Source organism: Candidatus Polarisedimenticolaceae bacterium, from assembly GCA_036275915.1.
GTDB lineage: Bacteria > Acidobacteriota > Polarisedimenticolia > Polarisedimenticolales > DASRJG01 > DASRJG01.
The window spans coordinates 120,897-144,101 of the sequence record DASUCV010000002.1; the positions used below are offsets into that span (position 1 = coordinate 120,897).

Consider the following 23,205-nt stretch of genomic DNA (forward strand, 5'->3'; position numbering starts at 1 on the left):
ATTGTAGCCTCTCGGGCATGGGCGGACCCAAAGCGCGCCTCTTCACCTTCTCGAGCGGCGGTTGGGTGCTCGCCCTCGCCCTCGTCCTCACGCTCGGCGGCACGCTCTGGAACCTGCGAAGCCTCCTCGATCCGTCGCGCATCCGTCCGCGCGGCGACGGCCGCGACCCGGCGAGCTACGGCTTCGATCTGGCGAGCGCGACGATCCCGCGCGCGACGATCGCCGCCTCGGGGATGGTCGCGGATGCCCTCCCGGCGCTCGAGCATCCGGCGACTCTCGCCGCATCCGAGCTCCCCGAGAAGTACCTCGTCCGTGACGACAAGGTCATCGGCGTCGTCCTGAACGGCGAGGCCCGCTGTTACCCGCTCCGTGTCGTCGCGTGGCACGAGATCGTCAACGACGTGGTCGGCGGGATTCCGATCGCCGTCGTCGATCACCCGCTCTCGCACGCGATCGCCGTCTTCGACCGGCGCGCCGGCGGGGAGACGCTCGACTTCGGCGTCAGCGGCCTGCTCCACCAGTCGACGCTCCTCATGTTCGACCGGAGGGAAAGCCACCGCGGCGAGAGCCTGTGGAGCCCGCTCCTCGCGCGCGCCGTCGCGGGTCCCCAGGCGGCGAAGGGAACCAGGCTCACCGTGCTCCCCGTCGCGCTCGCCCGCTGGGACGACTGGTCGCGCGCCTGGCCCAAGACGCGCGTCCTCGCTCCGATCGTCGCCGAGCGCGACCGGTACGACCAGGACGTCTACGGGACGTACGCCGGCTCCGACGCCCTCAAATTCCCGGTCGATCCGCTCCCGCCGAGGGACGGCCGCCCTTGGAAGGCGGTCGTCTTCGCCGATCCCGCGGGGACGCTCAAGGACGCCGCCGTCGATCCCGCCGGGACGCGGACGGAGGTGGTCGGACCGTCGGGGACGACGCCGGTCCCCGGGACCTTCGCCTACTGGTTCGCCTGGTACGCGACCCGCGGGCCGAGCTGAGGGGAGACCAGCTCCTCGACGTACGGCACGATCGCCTCGGCGGCCCGCACGCAGTCGGGGATCCCCACGGCACCCGCGGCGCCGCCGACGACGAAGAGGCCCTCGTGCCGCTGGACGCCATGGACGAGGCTCTCGAGGCCGCGGCCGGGTGCGTACTGCGGGATGGCGCGGGGATGGCGATGGACGCGCGTCGACTCCGGCGTTGCGGTGAGGCGGAGCACCGGCACGAGCGCGCGATGCGCCGTCTCGGCGAGACCGGCGTCGTCGTGGTCGAGGATCTCGGGCCGTGTTGCGCCCCCCATGAAGACACGAAGCACGGTGAAGCCGGCCGGAGACCGCCCGCGGAATTTCTCGCTCACGAAGCTGCACGCGAGGATCGGTGACCTTTCGGTCCTCGGCACGAAGAACCCGAAGGAGCGGAGGGGCGCGCGCACGTCCTCGGCCCGGTAGATCAGATGCACCACCGCCGACGACGCGTACGGGAGCTCGTCGAGAATCGCCGCGACGTCGGCGTCGAGGTCGCTCACGATCCTCGCGATGTCGTACGCCGGGCACGCGAACACGACCGCGCTCGCGGTGATCGCTTCACCGCCTTCACCGTGAACGCTGAACTGTCGACTACGAACCTCTTCGATCTTGGCGACTCTGAACCCGGTGCGCACGTGCAGCCCAGCTGCCAACGCCTCGATCAGGCTCCCCATCCCGTGGCGCAGCGCGACGAACGCTCCGCCGCCGGTGCCGTGCCCGAACGGGCGCGCGCCCCGCGCACGCATCGCTTTCTTCAGTCCTCGGGTGACGCTCCCGTGCTCGTGCTCGAGATCGAGGAAGCGCGGCATCGTGAGGCTGAGACTCAGGTGCTCGGCATCGGCGGTGTACAGCCCCGCGATGACCGGCTCCGCGACCCGCTCGAGGACCTCGCGCCCGAACCGCCGGGTCACGAACGACGACAGGCTCTCGTCTGTGAGATGGTCGGCACGGGGCACGAGCGGCTCAATGAGGAGGCGCAGCTTCCCCCAGGGCGAGAAGAGAGGAGAGCGGAGGACCGGCCCGATGCGCGTCGGCGCCATCATGAGAAATCCGTCGGGAACCGGGACGAGCCTGCCGCGGTGGAGGATCTCGGTGCCGCCCTTCCGCGCCGAAATCCCGTCCAGCTCCTCCGCCAGCCCCAGCGCACGGCAGAGCTCGATCGCCCACGGCTTCTGCGTGAGCAACGTGTCGGCGCCCCCTTCGAGCAGGAAGCCGCCGTCGTGTTCGGTCCTCACCTGGCCGCCGAGGGTGCGCTCGGCCTCGAGCACGACGACCGGAACGGCCGGGTGAAGGCGCCGCGCGACGGCGAGGCCGCTGACCCCGCCGCCGATGACGACGACCGGAGCGCTCATAGCCCGCGGCCGGCCGCTTCGCGCGCGATCGCGACGACGCCGTCGGCCCAGAAGTCCTCGGCATTGACGGCCGGGACGACGCGCAACTCTTCGCCGCCGTGCTCGCGGAAGCTCGCCGCGGCGCGGATCCCGAGCTCCTCCAAGGTCTCGAGACAGTCCGCGACGAACGCCGGGCTCAGGATCGCCGCCCGCTTCACGCCGCGCTTTGCAAGATCGATGATGATCTCGTCGGTGTACGGGCGGATCCACGGCGTGCGCCCGAGGCGCGACTGGAAGCACACGATGCGCTTCTCGGCGGGGAGCCCGAGCCGGTCCGCGAGCGCGCGCGCGGTCGCGAGGCACTGCGCCCGGTAGCACCACCGATTCGCGTCCACGAGGGCGTCGCAGCAGCTCTCGCTCTTGAAGCAGTGGTTTCCCGTGGGGTCGCTCTTGATGCACTGCCGCTCGGGGAGTCCGTGGAAGCTGAAGAGGACGACCTCGGCGCCGGACCCCTCGATCGTGCGCGACGCGACGCGCGCGCAGGCGTCGATGTAGGCGGCGTGATCGAAGAACGGCGGCACCACGTCGAGCGTCGGCGTGTTCCAGAGCTTCCCCGCCTCGTGATAGACGACCTCGAGCGCCGACCCGGTCGCCGCGGAGCTGTACTGCGGGAACATGGGGAACACGACGATGCGATCCGCCCCGCGATCGATGAGCCGGCGGAGCGCGTCGGCGATCGACGGCTTCCCGTAGCGCATCCCCAACTCGACCGGAACTCCGTTGAGGCGCGCCCGCACCTTCTCGGTCAGGTCGAGGCCGTGGAAGAGGAGCGGCGACCCGCGCTCGGTCCAGACCTTCTCGTACGCCTCCCCCGATTTCTTCGGCCGGAACGGCAGAATGATGAAGTTGAGGAAGATGAAGCGCAGCACCGGGTTGACGTCGATCACGCGCGGGTCCGACAGGAACTCGCGCAGGTAGCGGCGCACGTCCGCCGGCTTCGGCGAATCGGGGGTCCCGAGGTTGACGAGAAGGAGCCCGGTCGGCGTGGACATCCTCAATGCTCCGCCATCTGCCGGAGCACGTGCTGAGCCCTGTTGAAGACCTCGTCGAGCCCCATGTCGTCGGTGCCGTAATAGCCGCGGATGCCGCCGCTGCCGTCGACGAGGACGACCTTGCCGGTGTGGGCGATGTCGAGCGGCTCCGGCGGCGTAGGAGGCGCGGCCTGGAGCGGCGTCTTGAAATCGTCGACGACGACCCGGCGGATCGCGGCGCCGTCACCCGTCAGAAGGGTCCATCGATCCCACTTCACGCCGAGGTCCTTCCCGTACGCGCGCAGCGTCTCGGGGCGGTCGTGCTCGGGGTCGACGGTGATGCTGACGAGATGGACCCCTTTGATCCCGCGCTGCTCGAACCCGTCCTGAAGGCGCGCCATGCCGTGCATGATCGCGGGGCAGATCGAGCGGCAGCTCGTGAAGAAGAAGCTCACGACGTAGATCTGGCCCTTCAGGTCGGCGCTGCCGAACGGGCGGCCATCCTGGTCCACGAGCGTGAAGTTGGGGACCTCGCCGATCACGGGGGGCGGCTCGGGCACGTGGCGCAGGAGCGGCCGGATCGCGGTGAGCGAGACGATGCCGATCAAGAACCCCCAGACGAACGGGTTCCGCAAGACCTCGCGCACCGTCATGACGGCGGGAGAAGCTGCTCGAGGATCGTCGCGTACTTGTACTGCCGGAGCTGCTGGCGGGCGTTCAGGAGCACCAACAGGATGATGACCGCCCGCGGGCCGACATCGAACTTGTGGCCGATGAAGAACCAGGTGGAGTAAAGGACGATGAGGAACGCCGCGACGATGAGAGCGGCGGTCGACATCCAGAAAAACAGCCGCTTGCGGCGCACGGCCCGCCGCGCGAAACGCTCTTCGATTTCGGTCATGACCCCCAGGTTATTCGGGAGCGGGGGCGTTCTTCAAGTAGTGGTCGACCGAGAAGCGGCCGGGGCCCCAGATCAGGAGCACGACGAGCAGGAACAAGACGAGGGCGGTGAACTCGAGGCCCTGGTTCTCCTTGAAGAGCCCCTGGTCGAAATAAACGAAGAAGACGGCGCCAAAGAGCACGGGGACGTTCGCGATGATCGCCGTCCGGGTCCAGAGGCCGAGGGCCATCATCAAGCCGCCGCCGATGTGGGCGATCGGGATGTAATGGGTGAGGAGGAAGGCGAGCGGCTGGAATCTCTCGGACGTCATGAGGAGGCTCGACAGGGCCTCCATGTTGGTCAGGAAGAGAATCCCTTTCACGAAGAGCCCGATGCCGAGGTAGATCCTCAAGAGGTCGAAGCAGATGTCCTTCTTCGACTCGAGCCCGCGGAGCGTATCGGACCAGGCCGACATCGCACATCCCCCCTTGGTCATCACGCGAAAGCGCGGCCGAGTATAGGACCAACGTCGGAGCGCCATTTCTCCTTTTTTTGAGTCTTGACCCCTGTCCTTCCGGACGCTTAGACTCGCCGACCCGAGGATTCCAGACCGAGGTTGTCGACAATAGGGAGGCCGGGCGAAAGCGGCGGCCCCTTTGGCTCTCTGGGGTGATCGCGCTTGGCCCAACCATTCCCCCGCTGGTTCAACAAGCTTCCCCTGGTCGTCGCCGTCGCCGGCATCGCCGCGCCCGTGCTCGCGACCGCCGGGATCTGGTACTGGGGCTCGCCGAAGTTCAGCGACGTCGGCTACCGCCCGATCCAACCGGTCCCCTATAGCCACAAGCTCCACGCCGGCGATCTCGGCCTCGACTGCCGCTACTGCCACGCCTCGGTCGAGATCTCGGACGTCGCGAACGTGCCGCCGACGCAGGCGTGCATGAACTGCCATCGCCTCGTGAAGCGTGACAGCCCCGTGCTCGCCCCGATCCGCGACAGCGCGTCGACCGGGCGGCCAATGCACTGGATCCGCGTCCACAAGCTCCCCGACTACGCCTACTTCACGCATCGCGCGCACATCGCCGCCGGGATCGGCTGCGTCACCTGCCACGGCCGCATCGACCAGATGGAAGTCGTCACGCAGAACCAGCCGCTCTCGATGAGCTGGTGCCTCGACTGTCACCGCAACCCCGCCCCGAACCGCAGGCCGGTCTCGGAGGTCACGAACATGAAATGGGCTCCGCCGAAGGATGCCGAGGCATTCGCGGCGAAACTCTCGAGCGAGCACCCGGTCCACCCGCCGGAGAAGTGCTCCGGGTGCCACCGATGAACGGGAATTACTGGCGCTCCCTCCGCGACCTGGCGGGCGACGACGCGGTCCGCGAGCAGCAGTACCGCGAGTTCCCCGAGGGGGCGTCGGAGCTTCCCGAAGGGATCACGCGGCGCGAGATGATGATGATGTTGGGGGCGTCGCTCTCGCTCGCCGGCCTTGCGGCGTGCCGGCGGCCGGTCGAGCACATCGTCCCGTACGTCACGGCTCCGGAGGAGATCGTCCCCGGCATTCCCCGCCGGTACGCGACCACGATGCCGTTCGGCCGGAGCGCCTACGGCCTCGTCGTCGAGAGCCACGAAGGGCGGCCGACCAAGATCGAGGGGAACGAGCTGCACCCCGCGTCGCAGGGGCGCTCGAGCGTCCGCATGCAGGCGGCGCTCCTCGGCCTCTACGATCCGGATCGCCTTCAGACCCCGCGCCACGGCGGCGAGCCGGCGACTTGGACCGACTTCGTCACCGCGTGGACCGGGATCGACAAGGCGCTCGCGGCGGACGGAGGGGCGAGCCTCGCCGTCGTTCTCGGCTCTTTCGCGTCGCCGACGAAGGCGCGCCTCCTCGCCCATCTCAGGGAGAAGTACCCGCGCGCGCACGTCGCGGTGTACGAGGCGGTCTCGGACGAGAACGTCCTCGCCGGCGTCGAGTCGGCGACGGGCGTTCCGTTGCAGCCGGCTCTCCATGTGGAAAAGGCGGCGGTCCTCCTGACGATCGGCGCCGACGTCTTCGGGAACGACCCGGAGGACGTCTACCAGATCACCGGCTACGCGATGGGGCGCCGCTCGGGAATCGACGGCAACCTGATGAGCCGCCTCTGGGCGGTCGAGTCGGAGTACACGCTCACCGGCGGGATGGCCGACCACCGCGCGCGCCTGCGCGCCTCGCAGTACCCGGCGTTCCTGGGCGCCCTCGCCGACAAGCTGAGCGCCAAGGGGGTGGCCGGCCTCCCCAGGGCCGGCGCGACCGTCGAAGGCATCGATGCCAAGTGGCTCGACGCGCTCGCCGCCGATCTTGCCGGGCATCGGAGCCACGGCCTGATCGTCGCCGGCGCCGAGCAGCCCGCCGCCGTCCACGCGGCGGTCATGGCGTTGAACAACGCCCTCGGGAACGTCGGCTCAACGGTGCTCTACCACGTGCCGGTCGACGCCGCCCTTCCTTCGCGCGCCTCCCTCGCCTCGTTGGCGTCGGCGATGGGCGCGGGTCAGGTGAAGACGCTCGTCGTCCTCGGCGGCAACCCCGCTTACGACGCTCCGGCGGAGCTCGGGTTCGCCGAGGCGATGGCGAAGGTCGAGACGAAGATCGTGCTCGCGACCCACTTCGACGAGACCGCCCGCAAGGCGACCTGGGCGATCCCCGCCGCGCACTTCCTCGAGAGCTGGGACGACGCCCGCGCGATCGACGGCACGGCGTCGGTCGTCCAGCCGCTGATCCTGCCGCTCTTCGCCGGCAAGAGCGTCGTCGAGATGCTCGGCCTGATGACGACCGGCAAGGAGGCCTCGGCCCACGACCTCGTCCAGGAGAGCTGGAAGGAGATCCTCGGCGCCGCCGACTTCGAGAGGAAGTGGAACCGCGTCCTCCACGACGGCGTGCTGCCGAACAGCTTCACCGCGCAGGTGACGCCTTCGGTGGCCTACAAGACGAGTCAACAGTCGACAGTCGACAGTCAACAGTACGAAGTCCACTTCAGGCCGTCGCCGTACGTCCACGACGGACGCTTCTCCAACAATGGGTGGCTCCAGGAGCTGCCCGATCACGTGACCAAGCTCACGTGGGACAACCCGGCGCTCCTCTCCCCCGCGACCGCGCGAAAGCTCGGCGTCGCCGACGAGGGCCTCGTCAAGGTGACGGTGCGCGGGAAGTCGGTCACCCTTCCTGTGGCGATCGTGCCGGGCCAGGCCGACGGCACCGTCGTGCTCACGCTCGGCTACGGCCGCACCGGGCTCGGGCGGATCGCCGACGGCGTCGGCGAGAACGTCTACCCCCTGCGCTCGGCTGCGGCCCCCGCGTTCGACGGCGGCTCGATCGACAGGGTGGACGGGACGAAGCTCCTCTCCGCGACCCAGGAGCACGGGAGCATGGAGGGGCGCCCCATCTTCCGCGAGGGGACGCTCGAGGAGTTCAAGAAGGATCCCGCGTTCGCCCAGGAGAAGGTCGAGGTGCCGCCGCTCCTCTCGATGTGGAAGGAGAAGGCCTACGACAAGGGCCACCAGTGGGGGATGACGATCGACCTCAATCAGTGCGTCGGCTGCAACGCGTGCGTCGTCGCCTGCCAGAGCGAGAACAACGTCCCGATCGTCGGCAGGGAGCAGGTGCGGCGCAACCGCGAGATGCACTGGATCCGCGTCGACCGCTATTTCGAGGGAAGCGAAGCCGCGCCGCGCATGGTGTTCCAGCCGATCCCCTGCATGCAGTGCGAGAACGCGCCGTGCGAGCAGGTCTGTCCGGTCGCGGCGACCGTCCACGACGACGAAGGTCTGAACGTCATGGTCTACAACCGTTGCATCGGCACGCGCTACTGCTCGAACAACTGCCCGTACAAGGTGCGCCGGTTCAACTTCTTCAACTACACCAAGGACACTCCCGAGGTCTTGAAGCTCGCGCAGAACCCCGATGTCACGGTGCGCTCGCGCGGCGTCATGGAGAAGTGCACCTACTGCACGCAGCGGATCAATCGCGCCAAGCTCGACGCGCGCCTCGCGGGGCGGGATCTCAAGGACGGCGACGTCGTGACTGCGTGCCAGCAGGCCTGCCCCGCCGGCGCGATCGAGTTCGGCGACCTCCTCATGCCCGACACGAAGATCGGGAAGCTCAAGGCCGAGCCGCGGAACTACGCGCTCCTCGCCGAATTGAACAGCAAGCCGCGCACGACGTACCTCGCCCGGGTCCGCAATCCGCACCCGGATCTGGAGACGGCGTGAGGCGCGCGGCCGCGGTGACGCTCGTGACCGTGATGACCGCAGGGTGCGGCATCCTGCGCGGCTGCACGTCGAGCGAGCCGCCGCGCCACCCGAACCCGAGCATGGACGATCAGCCGAAGCTCTTGGCGCAGAACGAAAGCGCGTTCTTCTATGACGGCTCGGGGATGCGGCCTCCCGTCCCGGGAACGGTCGCGCGCGGCGAGCTCAGGGAGAACGACGCATTCTTCCTCGGCAAGGGTCCCGACGGAAAGCCGGTCGCGACGATCCCGGTGCCGGTCGACGACACGTTCCTTTCGCGCGGGCGCGCGCGCTACGCGATCTACTGTCAGCCCTGCCACGACCCGCGCGGCGACGGCAAGGGGATCCTCTTCACGCGCGGCAACGTCCCGACGGCGTCGTTCCACACCGACAAGGTGCGCGGCTATCCCGACGGGCAGATCTTCGACATCATCACGAACGGGTCGGGGCTGATGCCGGCGTACAAGTGGCCGATCCCGCCCGCCGACCGCTGGGCGATCATCGCGCACGTCCGCGAGCTCGAGAAGGCGCGGACGGCAGGGTCGACCGCCGCGGGGGCGCAGCCATGACGAGCTGGAAGCTCAAGGCGTTCGCTGCCGCGGTCATCGCCGTCGTCGGCCTCCTCGCGGTCGGGCGGATCGCCGTCTACATGGTCGGCAAGCACGAGTACAAGCAGCCCGCGCGCGCCGCCGCGCAGGCTCCGGACACGACACCGCGCGAGAAGGGGATCGCCGACGAGCACACGGCCCAGGAGAACGCCGACAAGGCGAAGCCTTACGTCGAGGCCGAGTACCGGACGTTCCCGGTCGTCGGGAGCCGTGTCGCGATCTGGGTCGTCGCGCAGCTCCACCTGCTCTTCGCGGCGTTCGTGCTCGCCGTGCCGATCTTCGCGCTCATCATCGAGTTCATCGGCTACAAGACCGGGGACAAGCGGTACGACCACCTGGCGCAGGAGTTCACGCGCCTCCTCTCGGTGTCGTTCTCGTTGACGGCGACCTTCGGCGCGTTCCTGACGTTCATGCTCATCGCGCTCTACCCGAAGTTCACGAACTACCTGATGAGCGTCTTCTCGCCGACCTTCCTTCCCTACGTGCTCCTGTTCTTCCTCGAGGCCGGGTTCCTCTACACCTACTACTACGGCTGGGGGAAATTCTCCCCGCGCATCCACCTGCTCCTGGGCCTCGGCCTGAACGTCGTCGGCACCTGCATCATGCTGATCGCCAACGCGTGGCTGACGTTCATGACGTCGCCCAACGGGGTGTCGGAGAAGGGCGCGCTGATCTCGACCTGGGACGCCGTCCGCAACTACACGTGGATGCCGATCAACGTCCACCGCTTCATCGCGAACATCGCCTTCGGCGGCTCGATCGCCGGTGCGTACGCGGCCTTCAAGTACCTCTCCGCGAAGACCGACGAGGAGCGCGCGCACTACGACTGGATGGGCTACATCGGGAACTTCGTCGCGATCAGCGGCTTCCTGCCCCTCCCCTTCGCCGGCTACTGGCTCGCGAAGGAGATCTACGCGTACTCGCAGACCCTGGGGCTCACGATGATGGGCGGCGCGTTCTCGTGGCTCTTCATCATCCAGGCGGTCCTCATCGGGAACCTCTTCCTCGGCGCGAACTACTACCTGTGGCTCGGGATGGGGCGCGTCGAGGGGGTGAACCCGTTCCAGAAGTACATCAAGTGGCTGCTCCTTGGGGTCGCCGCGTGCTTCATGGTCTGGGCAACCCCGCACTCGATCATCGCGACGGTCTCGGAAGTGCGTGCGATGGGCGGCTCGACCCACCCGATCCTGACCTTCCTCGGTGTCATGTCGGCGAAGAACACCGCCGTCAACATCCTCATCCTGACGACCTACATGAGCTTCCTGCTCTACCGCCGCACCGGGAAGGTCCCGACCGTGTCGTGGGCGCGTGCGGGGAACACCGCGCAGCTCTCGATCTTCGCCGCGGCGGCCGCCTTCGTGATCTTCCTCGGCGTCTACGGCTACTTCGTCGAGGCGACGGTCCGCATCAAGCTGTCGGTGCCGCAGGTCAGCTCGGTCCTCTTCACCATGATCTCGGTGACGATCATCGACGTCTTCATGTACCGCAAGGCGCAGAACACCGGCGTCGTCCACTGGGGAAAGATCCCGGTGATCTCGCAGTACGTCCTCATCTTCATCGCCGTCACCTTCACCTGGCTCATGGGTCTGATGGGTTACGTCCGCTCCGGCCTTCGCCAGCACTGGCACGTGTACGGCGTCATGCGTGACACCTCGGTCGACGCCTTCACGCCGACCCTCGGCTTCGCGACGAAGGTCGTCTCGGTGACCGTCCTCATCTTCTTCGCGCTCATCGGCTTCGTCTTCTGGCTCGCGAGCCTGCACGACAAGCGAGACTGGGAGGCGAAGGGCGTTTCAGAGGGGACAGTCCCCTTGAAGACGGGGACAGTCCCCATGGGCGAGGAGGCGAAGGCGTGATCGACAAGATCCCCTCGCCGCTCAAGATCGGCGTGCTCGTCGTCGCGACGACGTCGTTCTACATGTACGTCGGCCAGATGGTCCCGCAGAAGGAGGTCTACCCGCCCGTCGAGGTCGTCCTCAAGGCCGACATGACCCCCGCGGAGATGGCGAAGACCGGCCGCGAGATCATGGACGGGAAGGGCCTCTGCTTCACCTGCCACACGATCGGCAAGAAAGAGGGCCCGTTCCGCTTCCCCGATCTCGACGGCGTCGACGTGCGCGCGAAGACGCGGAAGCCCGGCTATTCCGACGTCGACTACATCGCCGAGTCGATCTACGACCCGAACGCCTTCATCGTGCCGGGGTTCAACCCGGGGATGCCGGTCATCAACAAGCCGCCGATCGGCCTGACCGACCAGGAGATCCTCTGCGTCATCGCCTACCTCCAGACGCTGGGCGGGCAGACGACCGTCACGATGCAGACGAAGATCAAGTTCCAGACCGGGCATGACACGGCGGAGGCGAAGCCATGAAGCTCATGGTCGTCCTGCCGCTCCTGGCCGCGATCCTCGCTCTCCGCTTCATGAAGGCGAACCTCTTCACCTGGATCGCGACGATCTGGGTGGCCTTCTTTATCGCCGTCCGCTTCGGTTTTTCCGTGCCGATTCCCTCGTCGGTCGTCGGCATCTACGTGAGCGTCGCGTCGATCGCGCTCTTCACCTACGTGACGTCCGACCGCGGGCGCCTCAAGGCCTTCGTCGCACCGCTCGTGCGCCTCATGACCGAGAAGCGTTACACGATGCTCCTCGCCCTCGTCGTCCTCCTCGTGCCGACGCTCGTCGCGGGGAACGTCTACCGGACGATGTCGGCCGCGGTCGAGGGGCCGTTCTTCTCGCGCACCGTCCACCCGGCGCCGCCGGCCGAGATCACCGTCCACGACAAGAAGTTCGACATGATCACGCTCCAGAATCCGTTCCGGCCGCTCGAGAAGGACAACCCGGAGCAGTTCAAGGTCCATCTCCAGAACGGACGGAAGGTCTATTACCAGAACTGCGTCTTCTGCCACGGCGACAGCATGGCGGCGAACGGGATGTTCGTGCACGCGCTGAACCCGATCCCGACGAACTTCACCGACAAGGGCACGATCGCGATGCTCCAGGAGTCGTTCCTCTTCTGGCGCATCTCGAAGGGCGGCCCGGGGCTTCCCGAAGAGGGCGGGCCGTGGGACACCGCGATGCCGGCGTGGGAGCACTTCCTCACGGAAGACGAGATCTGGGACGTCGTCCTCTTCGTCTACGACTTCACCGGCCAACGACCGCGCGCCCGCGACGAGTCGGAGAAGCCCAAGTGAAGCGCGCGCTGGCTCTCCTCGTCGTGACGGCGGCCGCCTCGGCGGCGCTCGCGGCGTCTGCCGACCTCGGCAGTGACGCGCAGCGCACCAAGGGCAAGGAGCTGTACGGGAAGTTCTGCTCGCAGTGCCACGGCGACACCGGCGCGGGCGACGGCGTCGCCGCGGTCCACCTCCATCCGCTCCCCCGCAACTTCACCGCCGGCAAGTTCAAGATCCGCACGACGCCGTCGGGCGCGATGCCGACGACGCAGGATCTCAAGAACATCATCAAGAACGGGATGCCGTACTCGTCGATGCCGGCGTGGCCGAATTTCAGCGACGACGAGCTGACGTCGCTCGCCTACTTCGTCAAGAGCTTCTCGGCCGACTTCTCGAACCCGGACTTCCTGAAAGACCCGGTACAGCTCCCGTCGGCGCCGTCGTACTCGAAGGACTCGGCGGAGAAGGGGCGCAAGGTCTACGAGGCGACCGGCTGCATCTCGTGCCACGGCAACCTCGGGCGCGGCGACGGCACCTCGGCCCCGACGCTCAAGGACGACCTCGGGCACCCGATCCACCCGGCCGACTTCACGCAGCGCTGGACGTTCCGCGGCGGCCCGACGCGCGAGGACATCTTCCGCACGATGACGACGGGGCTGAACGGCACGCCGATGCCCGCGTTCGGCGACGCGCTCAAGCCCGAAGAGCGCTGGGCGATCACCGACTACATGTACTCGCTCGGGAGCGGCGACGACCCGCACTACGCGAGCCTGATCCATGTCGCGCACGTCGACGACACGATCGACGTCGCCAAGGGCGCCGCGCTCTTCGAGAAGGCCCCGCTCGCGCGTCTGCCGCTCCTCGGTCAGATCACGGAGCCGGGGCGTGAGTTCCACCCGCAGGCGACCTCGATCGAGGTCCGCGCGATCTACGACGCCGACTCGGTCGCCCTCCTCCTCCAGTGGGACGACATGAGCGCGCAGAAGACCGGGACGAACTCCCCCGCGCTCAAGGTCCCGATCGAAGAAGAATCGAAGCCGGTCGAGGCCCCCGGCGCCGAAGCCGCGGCCGCAGGCGGCGCCCAGAAGACCGACGAGTGGGGCCAGCCGATCGAAGAAAAGCCGGCGGAGAAGAAGGCCGCCGAGAAGCCCAAGGAAGAGGACGTTTGGGGCGAGAACACGCCGGCCGCAGGCGCCGCCGCCGGACCGGCCTCGACGTACTCCGACGCCGTCGCGGTCCAGCTCCCCATGACGATGCCGTCGGGCGTCCGCAAGCCGTACTTCATCTTCGGCGACGACGCGAACCCGGTCGACCTCTGGTTCGTCGACCTCGCGAAGGGCACCGCCTCGCAGTGGGTCGGGAAGGGCAGCGCCTCGGTCGAGCAGGCCGAAGCGGCCGATGTCACCTCGACCGCCACGTACCAGGACGGCCAGTGGTCGGTGATCCTGAAGCGCTCGCTCCATCCGGACGGCGGCGGCGTCACGTTCACGCAGGGCGCCTTCGTCCCCGTCGCCTTCTCGGTATGGGACGGCTTCAGCAACGATCGCGGCAACAAGCGCGCACTGTCCGCCTGGTTCTCCCTCTACGTCGAGCCCGAGCACGTGGCCTCTCCGATCGGCCCGATGCTCAAGGCCGGCCTGCTCGTCTTCGCTCTCGAGATCTTGGTCGTCGTGCTCGTTCGGCGACGTCAGACCGCCTAGGAGATTCGCGATGTATCAGTCGATCTACGTCCCCGTCGACAACTCCGACTACAGCAACCGCGCCGTCGACGCCGCGCTCGACCTCGGCCGCGCCTTCAAAGCGAAGCTGACGGGCTGCCACGTCTACGCCGCCAGCATGCACGACTACCGCTTCCGCCAGATGGAGTACACGCTCCCCGAGGAATACCTCGACGAGACCGAGCTCGAGCGGCAGCGCAAGATCCACGACTCGCTCATCACGATGGGCCTCAAGCTCATCTCCGAGAGCTACCTCGACGGCATGGCGAAGCGCTGCAAGGCGGACGAGCTCGATTTCACGCCGCGCATGATGGACGGCAAGCACCACGCGGAGATCGTGAAGGACATCCAGGACAGCCCGCACGACCTCATCGTGCTCGGCGCCCTCGGCATCGGCCGCGTCCGCGACAGCCAGATCGGCTCCGTCACCGAGCGCGTCACGCGCACCGTGAACCGCGACATCTGGGTCGTGAAGCACCTCCCGAGCGGCGACGAGAAGCAGGGCGACACGATCCTCGTCGGCATCGACGGTTCCCCGCAGAGCTTCGGCGCCCTCATGACCGCGATCGACCTCGCGCGGAAGTTCGACAAGAAGATCGAGCTCATCGGCGTCTACGACCCCTACCTCCACTACTCCGTCTTCAACGGGATCGTCGGCGTCCTCACCGAGCAGGCCGCGAAGGTCTTCCGCTTCGAGGAGCAGAACCAGCTCCACGAGGAGATCATCGACACCGGCCTCGCCCAGATCTACCAGTCGCACCTCGACGTCGCCGAGCGCATGGCCAAGGAAGACGGCGTCACGGTGACGAAGACCCTCCTCGACGGCAAGGCGTTCCAGAAGATCCTCGACCACATCAGGAAGACGAACCCGTGGCTCCTCGCCATCGGCCGCATCGGCGTGCACTCCCCTGCCGACGAGCCCGGTCTCGGGTCGAACGCCGAGAATCTGCTCCGCGCCTGCCCGTGCGACGTGCTTCTCACGACGCGCCTCGAGGTCCCGCAGCTCGACGTGCGCGCCGAGGAGAGCATCCGCTGGACGCCCGAGGCCGAAGATCGGATGAAGCGCGTCCCCGCGCAGGTGAAGGGCATCGCCCGCACCGGCATCCTCCGCCTCGCGATCGAGAAGGGCCACAGCGTGATCACGAACGCCGTGATCGACGACGCCATGGAGCGCTTCATGCCCAAGTCCGCCGCCGACCGTACCGCGGCGCTGGCGGAGGCCGTCGCGCTCGAGCGCGCCAAGAATCAACCCATCTCGATGTGCGCCGGCTGCGGCGTCACCGCGACCGACGCGAATCCCGTGAAGTGCGGCGTCTGCGGCGGCACCACCTTCGAGACGATCTCGCGCGAGATGATCGAGCGCATCGCCGCCGTCGAAGGCGCGCTCCAGGAAGAGACCACCTACGACGGCCGCAAGCTCAAGTGGACCGAGGAAGCGAAGAAGGCGCTCTGGACGATGAAGGACGCCTACCAGCGCCGCCGCACCAAGGCTCGCGTCGAGAAGTCGGCGCGCATGAAGAAGATGGACGTCGTCACGCTCGACTTCGCGAAGAAAATCGTCGAGGACGAAACGGGGACTGTCCCCGTTTTTGAGGGGACTGTCCCCTCTGTGGGGACTCTCCCCTCTGATTCCGAGAAGAAGCTGATCGCTCGGGATTCGAAGAACGTTCCCCTCGTCTCCTCGTTCGAATGGACCGACGAGGCCGCCCAACGCGCCCTCCGCATCCCCTCCGGCTTCATGCGCAATCGCACGCAGGACCGCATCGAAGCGATCGCCGCCGAGCGAAACATGACCACGATCGACCTCGCCGTCGTCGAGGAAGGGATCGAGTTCGGCAAGAAGGCGATGGCCGAAATGCTAGCGGCTCAGGGCGCGCAGACGCCTCACACGGGACTCCATGAAGTGGGAACGGTGGCGGCGATGGCGGTGGAGCGGAAAGAAATCGAGACGAAGCACTAGAGTTCTACGTGAAGCAGATCGCTACTCCGTGCTTGAGGCTGAGTCGCGCGGCCTCGAAGAGCGATAGCCAAACACATTTCTCGATCCAGAAGGCTCCCTCCGCGTCGATTGCCTGCGTCAAATGCTCCGCCTCGAGATCTGACAGTTCTCCCTCACTCAGTGTGATCCCGAGGTACGGGGCCAGGGCGACCAGTTCACGCTTCAGCTGAACGCTCGACCCCACCATCGCGCCCGGCACTTTCCCGCTCCCATCTACCAGAACTTCCTCGAAGTCGACAGGGAAGTAGAAACCTTCGGCATCGGAGTGCGACAGGAGATGACTCTTGAGGCGCATGGTTTCACGCTGCACGACCGGATCGCTGACTGGGTCCTCGTCGCTTCCTAGTTCGCGGAGCTGCCAGTTCGGGTCGGTCGTCACATGCGCGTAGACGCGACGGAGATAATGGATGAAGGAATAGGGGTAGCTATCGATCGGGCAGCGACTGGATTCAGGCAGCGCGGTCTCCGGCTCTCTATGCGTAGGGATGCCATTGGCGGCAAGGAGCTCATTCGCGCTCTGCAGTGCCTTGCGGAACCACTCGGCACCCTCGACGTCGTCCTCAAAGAGTTCCGGGAGTACGCCTACGACGACGGCCAGTCCCATTCAACCTCCGGCTCGATCCGCGGCGCGGGAACCCGGTCCCTTCCAAGTCGCGGCGGCAGTCTCCGACGTCATCTCCGGAAGTGTGCCTGCACCTGATTCTTCCGCGTTGCGAATGAGCGGATTCTAGTGGGGTTTCGACTATTGGAGACGAAAGGTCTACTTGAATTCCGCCGCCTCGGGCAACGCCTCGCAGATCTGCGTGGCAAGCTCGGGCCGATCGCTCAGCAGCTCGAAGTCGGCGAACTCGAAACCCGGTGCGACCGCGCACCCGACGAGCGTGTAGGCGCCGAGCGAGCGCGCCGCTTGCCACGAGCCCGCCGCCACGCCATGGACCGGTTGCTGCCCCTCGGCGAGGGGGCCGAGGTGTGCGCGCTCGATCCGATGCTCGTTCGCCGGGATGAGAAGCAGCTCTAGTGGCGCTCCTTCGTAGTGGTGCCAGATCTCGTCGGATCGGACGCGATGCCATCGGCTGATCGCTCCCGTCGGCAGGAGGAAGTAGATGGAGGTCAGCGCGGCTCGGCCTCCGCGCGCGTCGACTGGCTCGACACGGCCGTGGCTACGCCAGATCTCACGATAGAAGCCGCCCTCGGGGTGCGGCGCGAGTTCGAGGGTTCGGATTAGCTGATCGACGCGGCTCAGGAAGTGCCCCTTGCAGTCGACGGGCATGATAGCCGTTGCGAACGAGTCCAGCGGATGCTCGTTCGGTACGCGGGGTGGCAGCGCTAGGCGGACTTGACCACGAAATCGACTCTGCAATCCAGGATCTGGAGCAGCGACAGAAGCTGATCGATCGACTTCTTGTAATTCGTCTGGTCAAGCAGTCGATAGAACTGTGACGCGGACGTTCCCAGACGCCGGATGATCTCTCGTCGGGACAGTCGAGAGAGAGTTACCCGCTTCTGGGCTTCGATCGTCAGCTTGTAGAGCAGCGCATCGCGAAGGTACCCCGGGTCCCGGTTGTATTCGAGCACCTGATCCCCGTGAACCGTTCCCTCGGCACCGGACGCGAGGAAGTACGTGAATCCCTCCCGGCCGAGCTCATCGTCGACGAAAACCCGCCGGACGGGATCATTCGCCGTAGGAGCAGGACGCGCCTTCGCGAACGGAATCGTCCAGTCCTTCTTGGACGTGTGGATCTCGAACGCCCTGCGCCGGTTGTTTGCGACTACCGATCGGATCTTCACAGCCGTCCCTCCGCGCGGAGTCGACGGATCAGATCGACGACTCTGGTCGTTGCTTGTCCTGACATTGCCCGATCCTTCTCCAAGTCCCACTTAACGACGAGGCGGCCTTCCCGGTAGACGTGTACGTGCCGCGGGAGGTGATCGCTGATCCAAGAAACGAAGACATATCCACCTCGGCGGATCTTCCCCATAGAAACGTTACCTCCAATGGTAACACTTGGCAAGAGGACGTCACGCGCCGGGCGAATATCTGATGGGAACGGGGCGCGAGCGACCAGATGGCGATTCGGTGGGGTTACCGGCCGGCAACGCTCAACGAGGTGGAGCTCCGGAGGCGGTGCGACCTCTAGAACGGGCTGTGCTGCGCCCGACGTTCAGGGCTCGAAGATCTCCACAACGCGAACGCGGAACCCCGGGACCACGTCCGCGCCTTCAAGAAGATCGCGCTCGTCGAGAACGTTCGGCGCGAAGATCGAAGGGTAGGTCGTGACCGTCCGGGACTCGGGATCGACGATCCAGACGAGCTGGGTACCGGCAGCCAGGTATTCCGCCACCTTCGTGCGGACCTCGGCAGGAACGTCGCTCGGTGAAAGCACCTCGACGGCGAGATCCGGGGGCCCCTCGAAGGCGCGCAGGTTGTCGCGCTGCTCGTCGGCACGCCGCTGCGATACGAACGCGATGTCCGGTCCGCGTAGCGTGTCGGGGTTCCGAGCGAGGATGAACCCAGGATCGCCGGTGACGACCACGCCGAGCCGATGTGCTTTGACGTGCTCGTGAATTATCGCCGCAAGGTTCGCCACCAGGCGGCCGTGCCGGAACCCAGGAAGCGGCTCGGACAAGAGCAGACCGGCCTGGAGCTCGTACCGGTAGCCGTGGTCGGGCATCGCGTAGAGCGCGTCGACGGTCAGTCTCTCCTGGCGATCGGGCGCTCGCATGCCCGAAGAGTACGGCGTCTTGCGCGGGGCGGGCAACAGTTCGGGTTTCAGATAGACAACCCTTCCGTGGCGGCCGGAAGGACCTAAGACTTCTTCTCCTGCCCCCCTTCGACGAGCGCCCCGGCACGCCTGAGGAGCTTGGCAAAGAGCGCCGGCCGGTAATTGATGATGAATCCGAGAAGCGATACAAGTCCTGCGAGCCTGACGTACTGCTGTTGACTCGGCGCGATCGGATCGTCACCCAGGAATAGGAGGCCAGCGATCACGAAGAGGTAGACGAGAAACCCGCGGAGCAACGCCGAGGAGTTCGGGGACGACCCGTCGCCGCCTTCCGTGTCTTCCGAATCGGAGCACAGACGCACTTTGGTGCCGAGCGTCCCCAGGAGCCCGGCAAGGAGGCAAAGGACGGCGACGTTGGTCAGGGTGTAGGTGAAGACCACAACCGATCCCGTCCGGACGATGCCCGCGATTCCGCCGTCGAGCGACGCCAAAGTGGCCCGATACGGCCTGGAGTCGACAATCGTTCCGAGTAGGAAGGTGGCGACCCACCCGCCGAGACCGAGCCAGAGCGAAACGACGTCGAGGGGGCGGAAGCGTGCCGTCGAGGCGACGGGAAGGCTTTCTGAGATTTCCATGTCGGTGAACTCCTGAAATGGCGCTTCGAGATCGCGGATGACGACTCGAGCGAGTTGCTGCCAGGAGTTGTACGCTGTGGTCTTGGTGCTGTCAAGCACCAAACAGGAGGCTAGGCCCCGCCTTCGCTGATCTTCTCGAACAGCGCCGCGTCACCGAGCTGATACGTGCCCCCGGTCGTTCGCCCGGTGCGGAGGTCGACCTCGAAGCGCTCCCAGGTGTCGCCGGTGACGTTCGAAGCCTCGGCCGTCAGCTTGCCGTCCGAGAGGACGACCTTGCGAAAGCCGCTCCAGGAGATGCGCCTCGTGCGCCAGCGGACGCCCTCGGGACCAAACGCTTGAAACTGGATCCCCTGGTCGTCGGAGACCAGCAGAGGAGGATCCGCCACCGCATGAAGCTGCAAGACGATGCCAGGCACGACGCTCGCGGTCCGCGCGTCGGGATCGACGACATACATCTGTCCCGACGTGACCACGACGACCTTGGTGCCGTCGGGGTGAAGCACGATCTTCGTCGCCCCGCCGGGGCCCGGCTGGAAATTTCCGACCCATGAGTTGCCAGACTTCGGCGTGAACTGAACGACGTAGCCGGCCTGCAGCCACGCCTTCTGCGTCGCGGAGAACGGTTTGGCCCTCGGGCCCTTGCCGGGGAGACCCGGCAGGATCTCGAACGTCGTCATGGTATCAAGCGTAGCGCGAGACAAGCGGAGCGCCCAGAGACGTCGTATCAGGCGTGGTGTCGCAACGCGGCCCGCGCCCCGTTGCGACTGATCGCGTCGTGCTCGGCCGCGTGTTTCAGATCGATCGCGTAGGTCTCGAAGACCGGCCGCAAGCTCGCGAGCATGGGCTGGACGAGAGCGAAGACGACGCCGGAGAAGCGCTCTTCCATCGTGAACTTCGTCCAGCCGTCGCCGCGAGGCTCGAGGGTGAAGGTGCGCACGCGGCGGTAGAGAGGGACCACGCCGGCGCTCCACACCATGCGCCTCGAGGGAACGACGCCGGACACCCTCCGGGTGATGGTGCGCCGGCTGCCGGGTGCGTGAATGCGCAGACGCGCGCCCTCGCGAATGTCCCCTTCGATGAGTGTGATCGTCCTGTTCCAGTGCGGGAACGCCTTCGCGTCGGTCAGGACCCGCCACACCGTGCTCGCCTCCGCGTGGACGTCGGCTTCGACACGGCACGTCGTCGCGACGACTCCCTTGCTCCTCGTGAACGTCATTTCTCTCACGCATCGATTGTCCCCCTCCGCCTCATCGGCCGCCACGCTTCGCTGAACGAACGATGAACCGAAGCCGGTGCTTGTCGTCGGTCGGAATCGGCGTATAAGGGTCGGAGCACGGGGGTGGAATCATGGCCATTTGCAGGGCATTCCTCGTCCTTTCCCTGGCGAGCCTCGTCGCGCTGCCCTCGTTCGGCGCGACCGTCACGCGGCTCGTCGGGTTCACGTCGTCGACCGGGGGGCATCCCGTCACGCCGCTCATGCAGGCCTCCGACGGCAATTTCTATGGGACGACGACCACGGGCGGCGACGACGGCGCGGGGTGCGTGCATACCTGCAACGGCACCGTGTTCAAGCTCACGCCGGCGGGGCAGCTCACGGTCCTCTACACATTCGCGTACGACACCGCTTCAGGGCTGTACGTGAACGGCTCGGATCCGCAGGGCGGTCTCGTCGAGGGCCCCGACGGCTGGCTCTACGGGACGACGCTCGAGGGTGGCGCGGGCTTGAGCTACGGGACCGTCTTCAGGATCAGCAAGGCGGGCCAGTTCGTGAAGCTCCACGATTTCTGCGGGGCGGCGGGGCCATGCCCCGACGGCGTCAACCCGTGGGGCGAGCTGGCGCTCGGCCGCGACGGCTGGCTTTACGGCACGACCTCGGCACCGCTCGCGCACCCGCGCATCTATCGCATCAGCCTCGGTGGCAACTACGAAGCGCTCGCGGACCTCTCAACGGTGAGCCTCTCCTATTCCAGGCGTGGGCTGGTGCTCGGCTCCGACGGCAATTTCTACGGCATCTCCGGAAACGCGATCTACCGCTACGCGCCCGGCGGCGGACTCACGGTGCTGCACGTCTTCTCCGGCTCCGACGGAACGGGCGGCCTCGGCCCGCCGATCCAGGCGACCGACGGCTATCTCTACGGCGTGACGTTCGAAGGAGGAGCGCACGGCTACGGGACGGTATTCAAGATCCACCTCGACGGGACGGGCTTCCTAAAGGTCTTCGACGTCACGAGCACGGTCCAGGGTGGCGGCGGAAACGAGCCGATCATGCAGTCGTCGGATGGCAACCTGTGGGCCTCGACGCAATCGACGGCGAATGGAAGCGCGTACGAGATCACGACGGCCGGCACGTACCTGCAGAACGCGGTGTTCACAACCGACACCGGCAAAACGCCGTACGACCAGCTCATCGAGGCAAGCGACGGCAAGCTCTACGGCACAACGACGGATCTCGGGCCAAGCGGCCTCGGCGCGGTCTACGTCGTGGACGCGAGCCTACCTCCCCCGGCGCCGAGCGAGGCGGCCGCGTCCGTACCGATGATCGTGACGGCGTTCGACAGGGTGGGCGGCGCGATCACCGTGAGCTACGGCAAGTCCTGCTACGCCCCGGACCATCACATCGTCTACGGCCCGCTCTCCGGCGTGTCGACCTACGCGTACTCCGGCCAGGCGTGCGGGCTCGGCGCCACGGGCGTGGCCACGTTCAACCCCGGTGTGGGCGACGCGTTCTTCCTTCTCGTCGGCAACACGCTTACGCGCGAGGGCTCGTACGGCACCGGCGTCGGTGGCGCGCAGCGCCCTGAAGCCACGGGTCTCGCCGGATGCGATTACCCGCAGGATCTGTCGGGAGGGTGTCCGTAGGACTCTTGCGGTCGATCCGGCCGCGATGAGCTGACGAAACTTCCGTGAACGCTCCCTGAAGCCGGCATCGCCGTCTGGCTTGAATTCCGTTGCGACAACCCATTCCCGGGTGTTCAATGAGCGCATCGGTGCGGGAGGGACATCACGATGCGTCTCGTTCGCGCGATCAGCCGCGCTGCGGCTGCTATCTCCATCCTCGCCACCGTCACGCTCGCCTCGGCGGCGGTCCCCTACGTCCTGATCAACGGGAGCAACTACGAAGAGGGGTGCTTCGCGCCGTGCGCGTGCCCCGTCCTCATCGACGCTCCGCTCTTCGGAACGCTCCAGATGGACTTCGCCGGCCCCGGCGACACGTTCGACCTTTACTCCATTCCCGACGTGCATTGGTTCACGGCCAACGCGACCACGTCACGGCGCATCACGGGAAGCGGCACGTACAAGGTCGGCGAGCTGTCGACGGATCAGGACATGGAGCTCGACCTCTCGATCGACGGCGCCGCTCTCGAGCACTTCTCGAGCGGTCTCGTCAACGCCAACGTGCCGTTCCCCGATCTCGCGGTGTCGATCTCGAAGCACGGCGGCGTCTGCCAGGACACCGTGATGGACCTGAAGGCCCGTCCGGTGCCGCACCTGGCGGTCGAGCGCGACTCGCTCGTGTGGGACGGCGGCCTCGAGATCCCCGGCTACGACGTCGTCGTCGGGAAGCTCCGCGACCTGCGCGAGAGCGGCGGCGATTTCTCGCTGGCGATCACGCGCTGCGCCGCGAACGACCTCCACGATCACACGATGCCGTTCCCCGATCCCACGGCGGCCGACGAAGCGCAATTCATCCTCGTCCGCGCCGCCGGCAGCACCTACGACACGTTCGCGCCGAGCCAGGTGCGCTCGCGCGATGCGGGGATCGCGGCGTCGCCGAACGCGTGCCCTTGATCCGCCGTCCGTTGTAGAGTCCCGGTCCATGACGCCGCTTTCGCGACCCGGAGGGGGGA

23 protein-coding genes are annotated in these 23,205 nt (G+C 66.9%); 11 read left to right on the forward strand and 12 right to left on the reverse strand.

Annotated elements, in window-relative coordinates:
* Positions 1 to 17 precede the first annotated feature (17 nt).
* Positions 18 to 977, forward strand: coding sequence for a DUF3179 domain-containing (seleno)protein (locus VFV19_01285; protein ID HEX4822923.1), 960 nt, complete (start codon positions 18 to 20; stop codon positions 975 to 977).
* Here the strand turns inward: VFV19_01285 and hemG are convergent.
* From hemG to VFV19_01310, 5 genes are read right to left on the reverse strand one after another with little or no spacing between them, the layout of a single operon-like run.
* Positions 938 to 2,356: a protoporphyrinogen oxidase gene (gene hemG, locus VFV19_01290; GenBank protein ID HEX4822924.1), complete on the reverse strand. Its 1,419-nt coding sequence runs from the start codon at positions 2,354 to 2,356 to the stop codon at positions 938 to 940. The genes VFV19_01285 and hemG overlap by 40 nt on opposite strands.
* Positions 2,353 to 3,387 carry a ferrochelatase gene (gene hemH, locus VFV19_01295; protein ID HEX4822925.1) on the reverse strand — a complete coding sequence of 345 codons (1,035 nt, stop codon included), beginning with the start codon at positions 3,385 to 3,387 and terminating at the stop codon, positions 2,353 to 2,355. Before hemH ends, hemG begins: the two co-directional genes overlap by 4 nt.
* 2 nt (positions 3,388 to 3,389) lie before the next feature.
* Positions 3,390 to 4,019, reverse strand: coding sequence for an SCO family protein (locus VFV19_01300; protein ID HEX4822926.1), 630 nt, complete (start codon positions 4,017 to 4,019; stop codon positions 3,390 to 3,392).
* Complete coding sequence (locus tag VFV19_01305; protein HEX4822927.1) at positions 4,016 to 4,267, reverse strand: hypothetical protein; 252 nt, start codon at positions 4,265 to 4,267, stop codon at positions 4,016 to 4,018. The genes VFV19_01300 and VFV19_01305 overlap by 4 nt, the downstream gene beginning before the upstream one ends.
* A gap of 10 nt (positions 4,268 to 4,277) precedes the next feature.
* On the reverse strand, positions 4,278 to 4,721 hold the full coding sequence (locus tag VFV19_01310) for a DoxX family protein (protein ID HEX4822928.1): 444 nt from the start codon (positions 4,719 to 4,721) through the stop codon (positions 4,278 to 4,280).
* Between the two features lie 204 nt (positions 4,722 to 4,925).
* Here VFV19_01310 and VFV19_01315 point away from each other — a divergent pair, with 204 nt between their 5' ends.
* From VFV19_01315 to VFV19_01350, 8 genes are read left to right on the forward strand one after another with little or no spacing between them, the layout of a single operon-like run.
* Positions 4,926 to 5,573 (forward strand): cytochrome c3 family protein, encoded by a 648-nt coding sequence (locus VFV19_01315; protein ID HEX4822929.1) that lies wholly within the window; start codon positions 4,926 to 4,928, stop codon positions 5,571 to 5,573.
* Positions 5,570 to 8,488 (forward strand): TAT-variant-translocated molybdopterin oxidoreductase, encoded by a 2,919-nt coding sequence (locus VFV19_01320; protein HEX4822930.1) that lies wholly within the window; start codon positions 5,570 to 5,572, stop codon positions 8,486 to 8,488. The genes VFV19_01315 and VFV19_01320 overlap by 4 nt, the downstream gene beginning before the upstream one ends.
* Positions 8,485 to 9,075, forward strand: a complete 591-nt coding sequence (locus VFV19_01325) for a cytochrome c (protein ID HEX4822931.1) — start codon at positions 8,485 to 8,487, stop codon at positions 9,073 to 9,075. The genes VFV19_01320 and VFV19_01325 overlap by 4 nt, the downstream gene beginning before the upstream one ends.
* Complete coding sequence (locus VFV19_01330) at positions 9,072 to 10,970, forward strand: cytochrome ubiquinol oxidase subunit I (GenBank protein ID HEX4822932.1); 1,899 nt, start codon at positions 9,072 to 9,074, stop codon at positions 10,968 to 10,970. The genes VFV19_01325 and VFV19_01330 overlap by 4 nt, the downstream gene beginning before the upstream one ends.
* Entirely contained in the window at positions 10,967 to 11,485 is a 519-nt protein-coding gene (locus VFV19_01335) for a cytochrome c (protein ID HEX4822933.1), read from the forward strand. The genes VFV19_01330 and VFV19_01335 overlap by 4 nt, the downstream gene beginning before the upstream one ends.
* A complete protein-coding gene (locus VFV19_01340) occupies positions 11,482 to 12,303 on the forward strand; it encodes a cytochrome c (protein ID HEX4822934.1) in 822 nt (273 codons plus the stop codon). The genes VFV19_01335 and VFV19_01340 overlap by 4 nt, the downstream gene beginning before the upstream one ends.
* Positions 12,300 to 13,982, forward strand: a complete 1,683-nt coding sequence (locus VFV19_01345; GenBank protein ID HEX4822935.1) for a c-type cytochrome — start codon at positions 12,300 to 12,302, stop codon at positions 13,980 to 13,982. Before VFV19_01340 ends, VFV19_01345 begins: the two co-directional genes overlap by 4 nt.
* A gap of 10 nt (positions 13,983 to 13,992) precedes the next feature.
* Positions 13,993 to 15,960 (forward strand): universal stress protein, encoded by a 1,968-nt coding sequence (locus VFV19_01350; protein HEX4822936.1) that lies wholly within the window; start codon positions 13,993 to 13,995, stop codon positions 15,958 to 15,960.
* Between the two features lie 4 nt (positions 15,961 to 15,964).
* Here VFV19_01350 and VFV19_01355 read toward each other — a convergent pair whose 3' ends face one another.
* The 7 genes from VFV19_01355 to VFV19_01385 all read right to left on the reverse strand — a co-directional run bounded on the left by VFV19_01355 (position 15,965) and on the right by VFV19_01385 (position 20,573).
* The gene (locus tag VFV19_01355; GenBank protein ID HEX4822937.1) at positions 15,965 to 16,603 is read right to left on the reverse strand and encodes a hypothetical protein; all 639 of its coding nucleotides are present in this window, start codon (positions 16,601 to 16,603) and stop codon (positions 15,965 to 15,967) included.
* Between the two features lie 156 nt (positions 16,604 to 16,759).
* Positions 16,760 to 17,269 (reverse strand): cupin domain-containing protein, encoded by a 510-nt coding sequence (locus tag VFV19_01360; GenBank protein HEX4822938.1) that lies wholly within the window; start codon positions 17,267 to 17,269, stop codon positions 16,760 to 16,762.
* 56 nt (positions 17,270 to 17,325) lie between these two features.
* The gene (locus VFV19_01365) at positions 17,326 to 17,787 is read right to left on the reverse strand and encodes a hypothetical protein (protein HEX4822939.1); all 462 of its coding nucleotides are present in this window, start codon (positions 17,785 to 17,787) and stop codon (positions 17,326 to 17,328) included.
* Between the two features lie 374 nt (positions 17,788 to 18,161).
* Entirely contained in the window at positions 18,162 to 18,722 is a 561-nt protein-coding gene (locus tag VFV19_01370; protein HEX4822940.1) for a Uma2 family endonuclease, read from the reverse strand.
* Between the two features lie 83 nt (positions 18,723 to 18,805).
* Positions 18,806 to 19,459 (reverse strand): hypothetical protein, encoded by a 654-nt coding sequence (locus VFV19_01375; GenBank protein HEX4822941.1) that lies wholly within the window; start codon positions 19,457 to 19,459, stop codon positions 18,806 to 18,808.
* Between the two features lie 8 nt (positions 19,460 to 19,467).
* Entirely contained in the window at positions 19,468 to 20,034 is a 567-nt protein-coding gene (locus VFV19_01380; protein HEX4822942.1) for a hypothetical protein, read from the reverse strand.
* 47 nt (positions 20,035 to 20,081) lie between these two features.
* The gene (locus VFV19_01385; GenBank protein HEX4822943.1) at positions 20,082 to 20,573 is read right to left on the reverse strand and encodes an SRPBCC domain-containing protein; all 492 of its coding nucleotides are present in this window, start codon (positions 20,571 to 20,573) and stop codon (positions 20,082 to 20,084) included.
* Between the two features lie 131 nt (positions 20,574 to 20,704).
* On the opposite strand from VFV19_01385, the gene VFV19_01390 reads away from it, so the two are divergent.
* Positions 20,705 to 22,216: a choice-of-anchor tandem repeat GloVer-containing protein gene (locus tag VFV19_01390; protein ID HEX4822944.1), complete on the forward strand. Its 1,512-nt coding sequence runs from the start codon at positions 20,705 to 20,707 to the stop codon at positions 22,214 to 22,216.
* 147 nt (positions 22,217 to 22,363) lie between these two features.
* The gene (locus VFV19_01395; GenBank protein HEX4822945.1) at positions 22,364 to 23,146 is read left to right on the forward strand and encodes a hypothetical protein; all 783 of its coding nucleotides are present in this window, start codon (positions 22,364 to 22,366) and stop codon (positions 23,144 to 23,146) included.
* Positions 23,147 to 23,205: the final 59 nt, after the last annotated feature.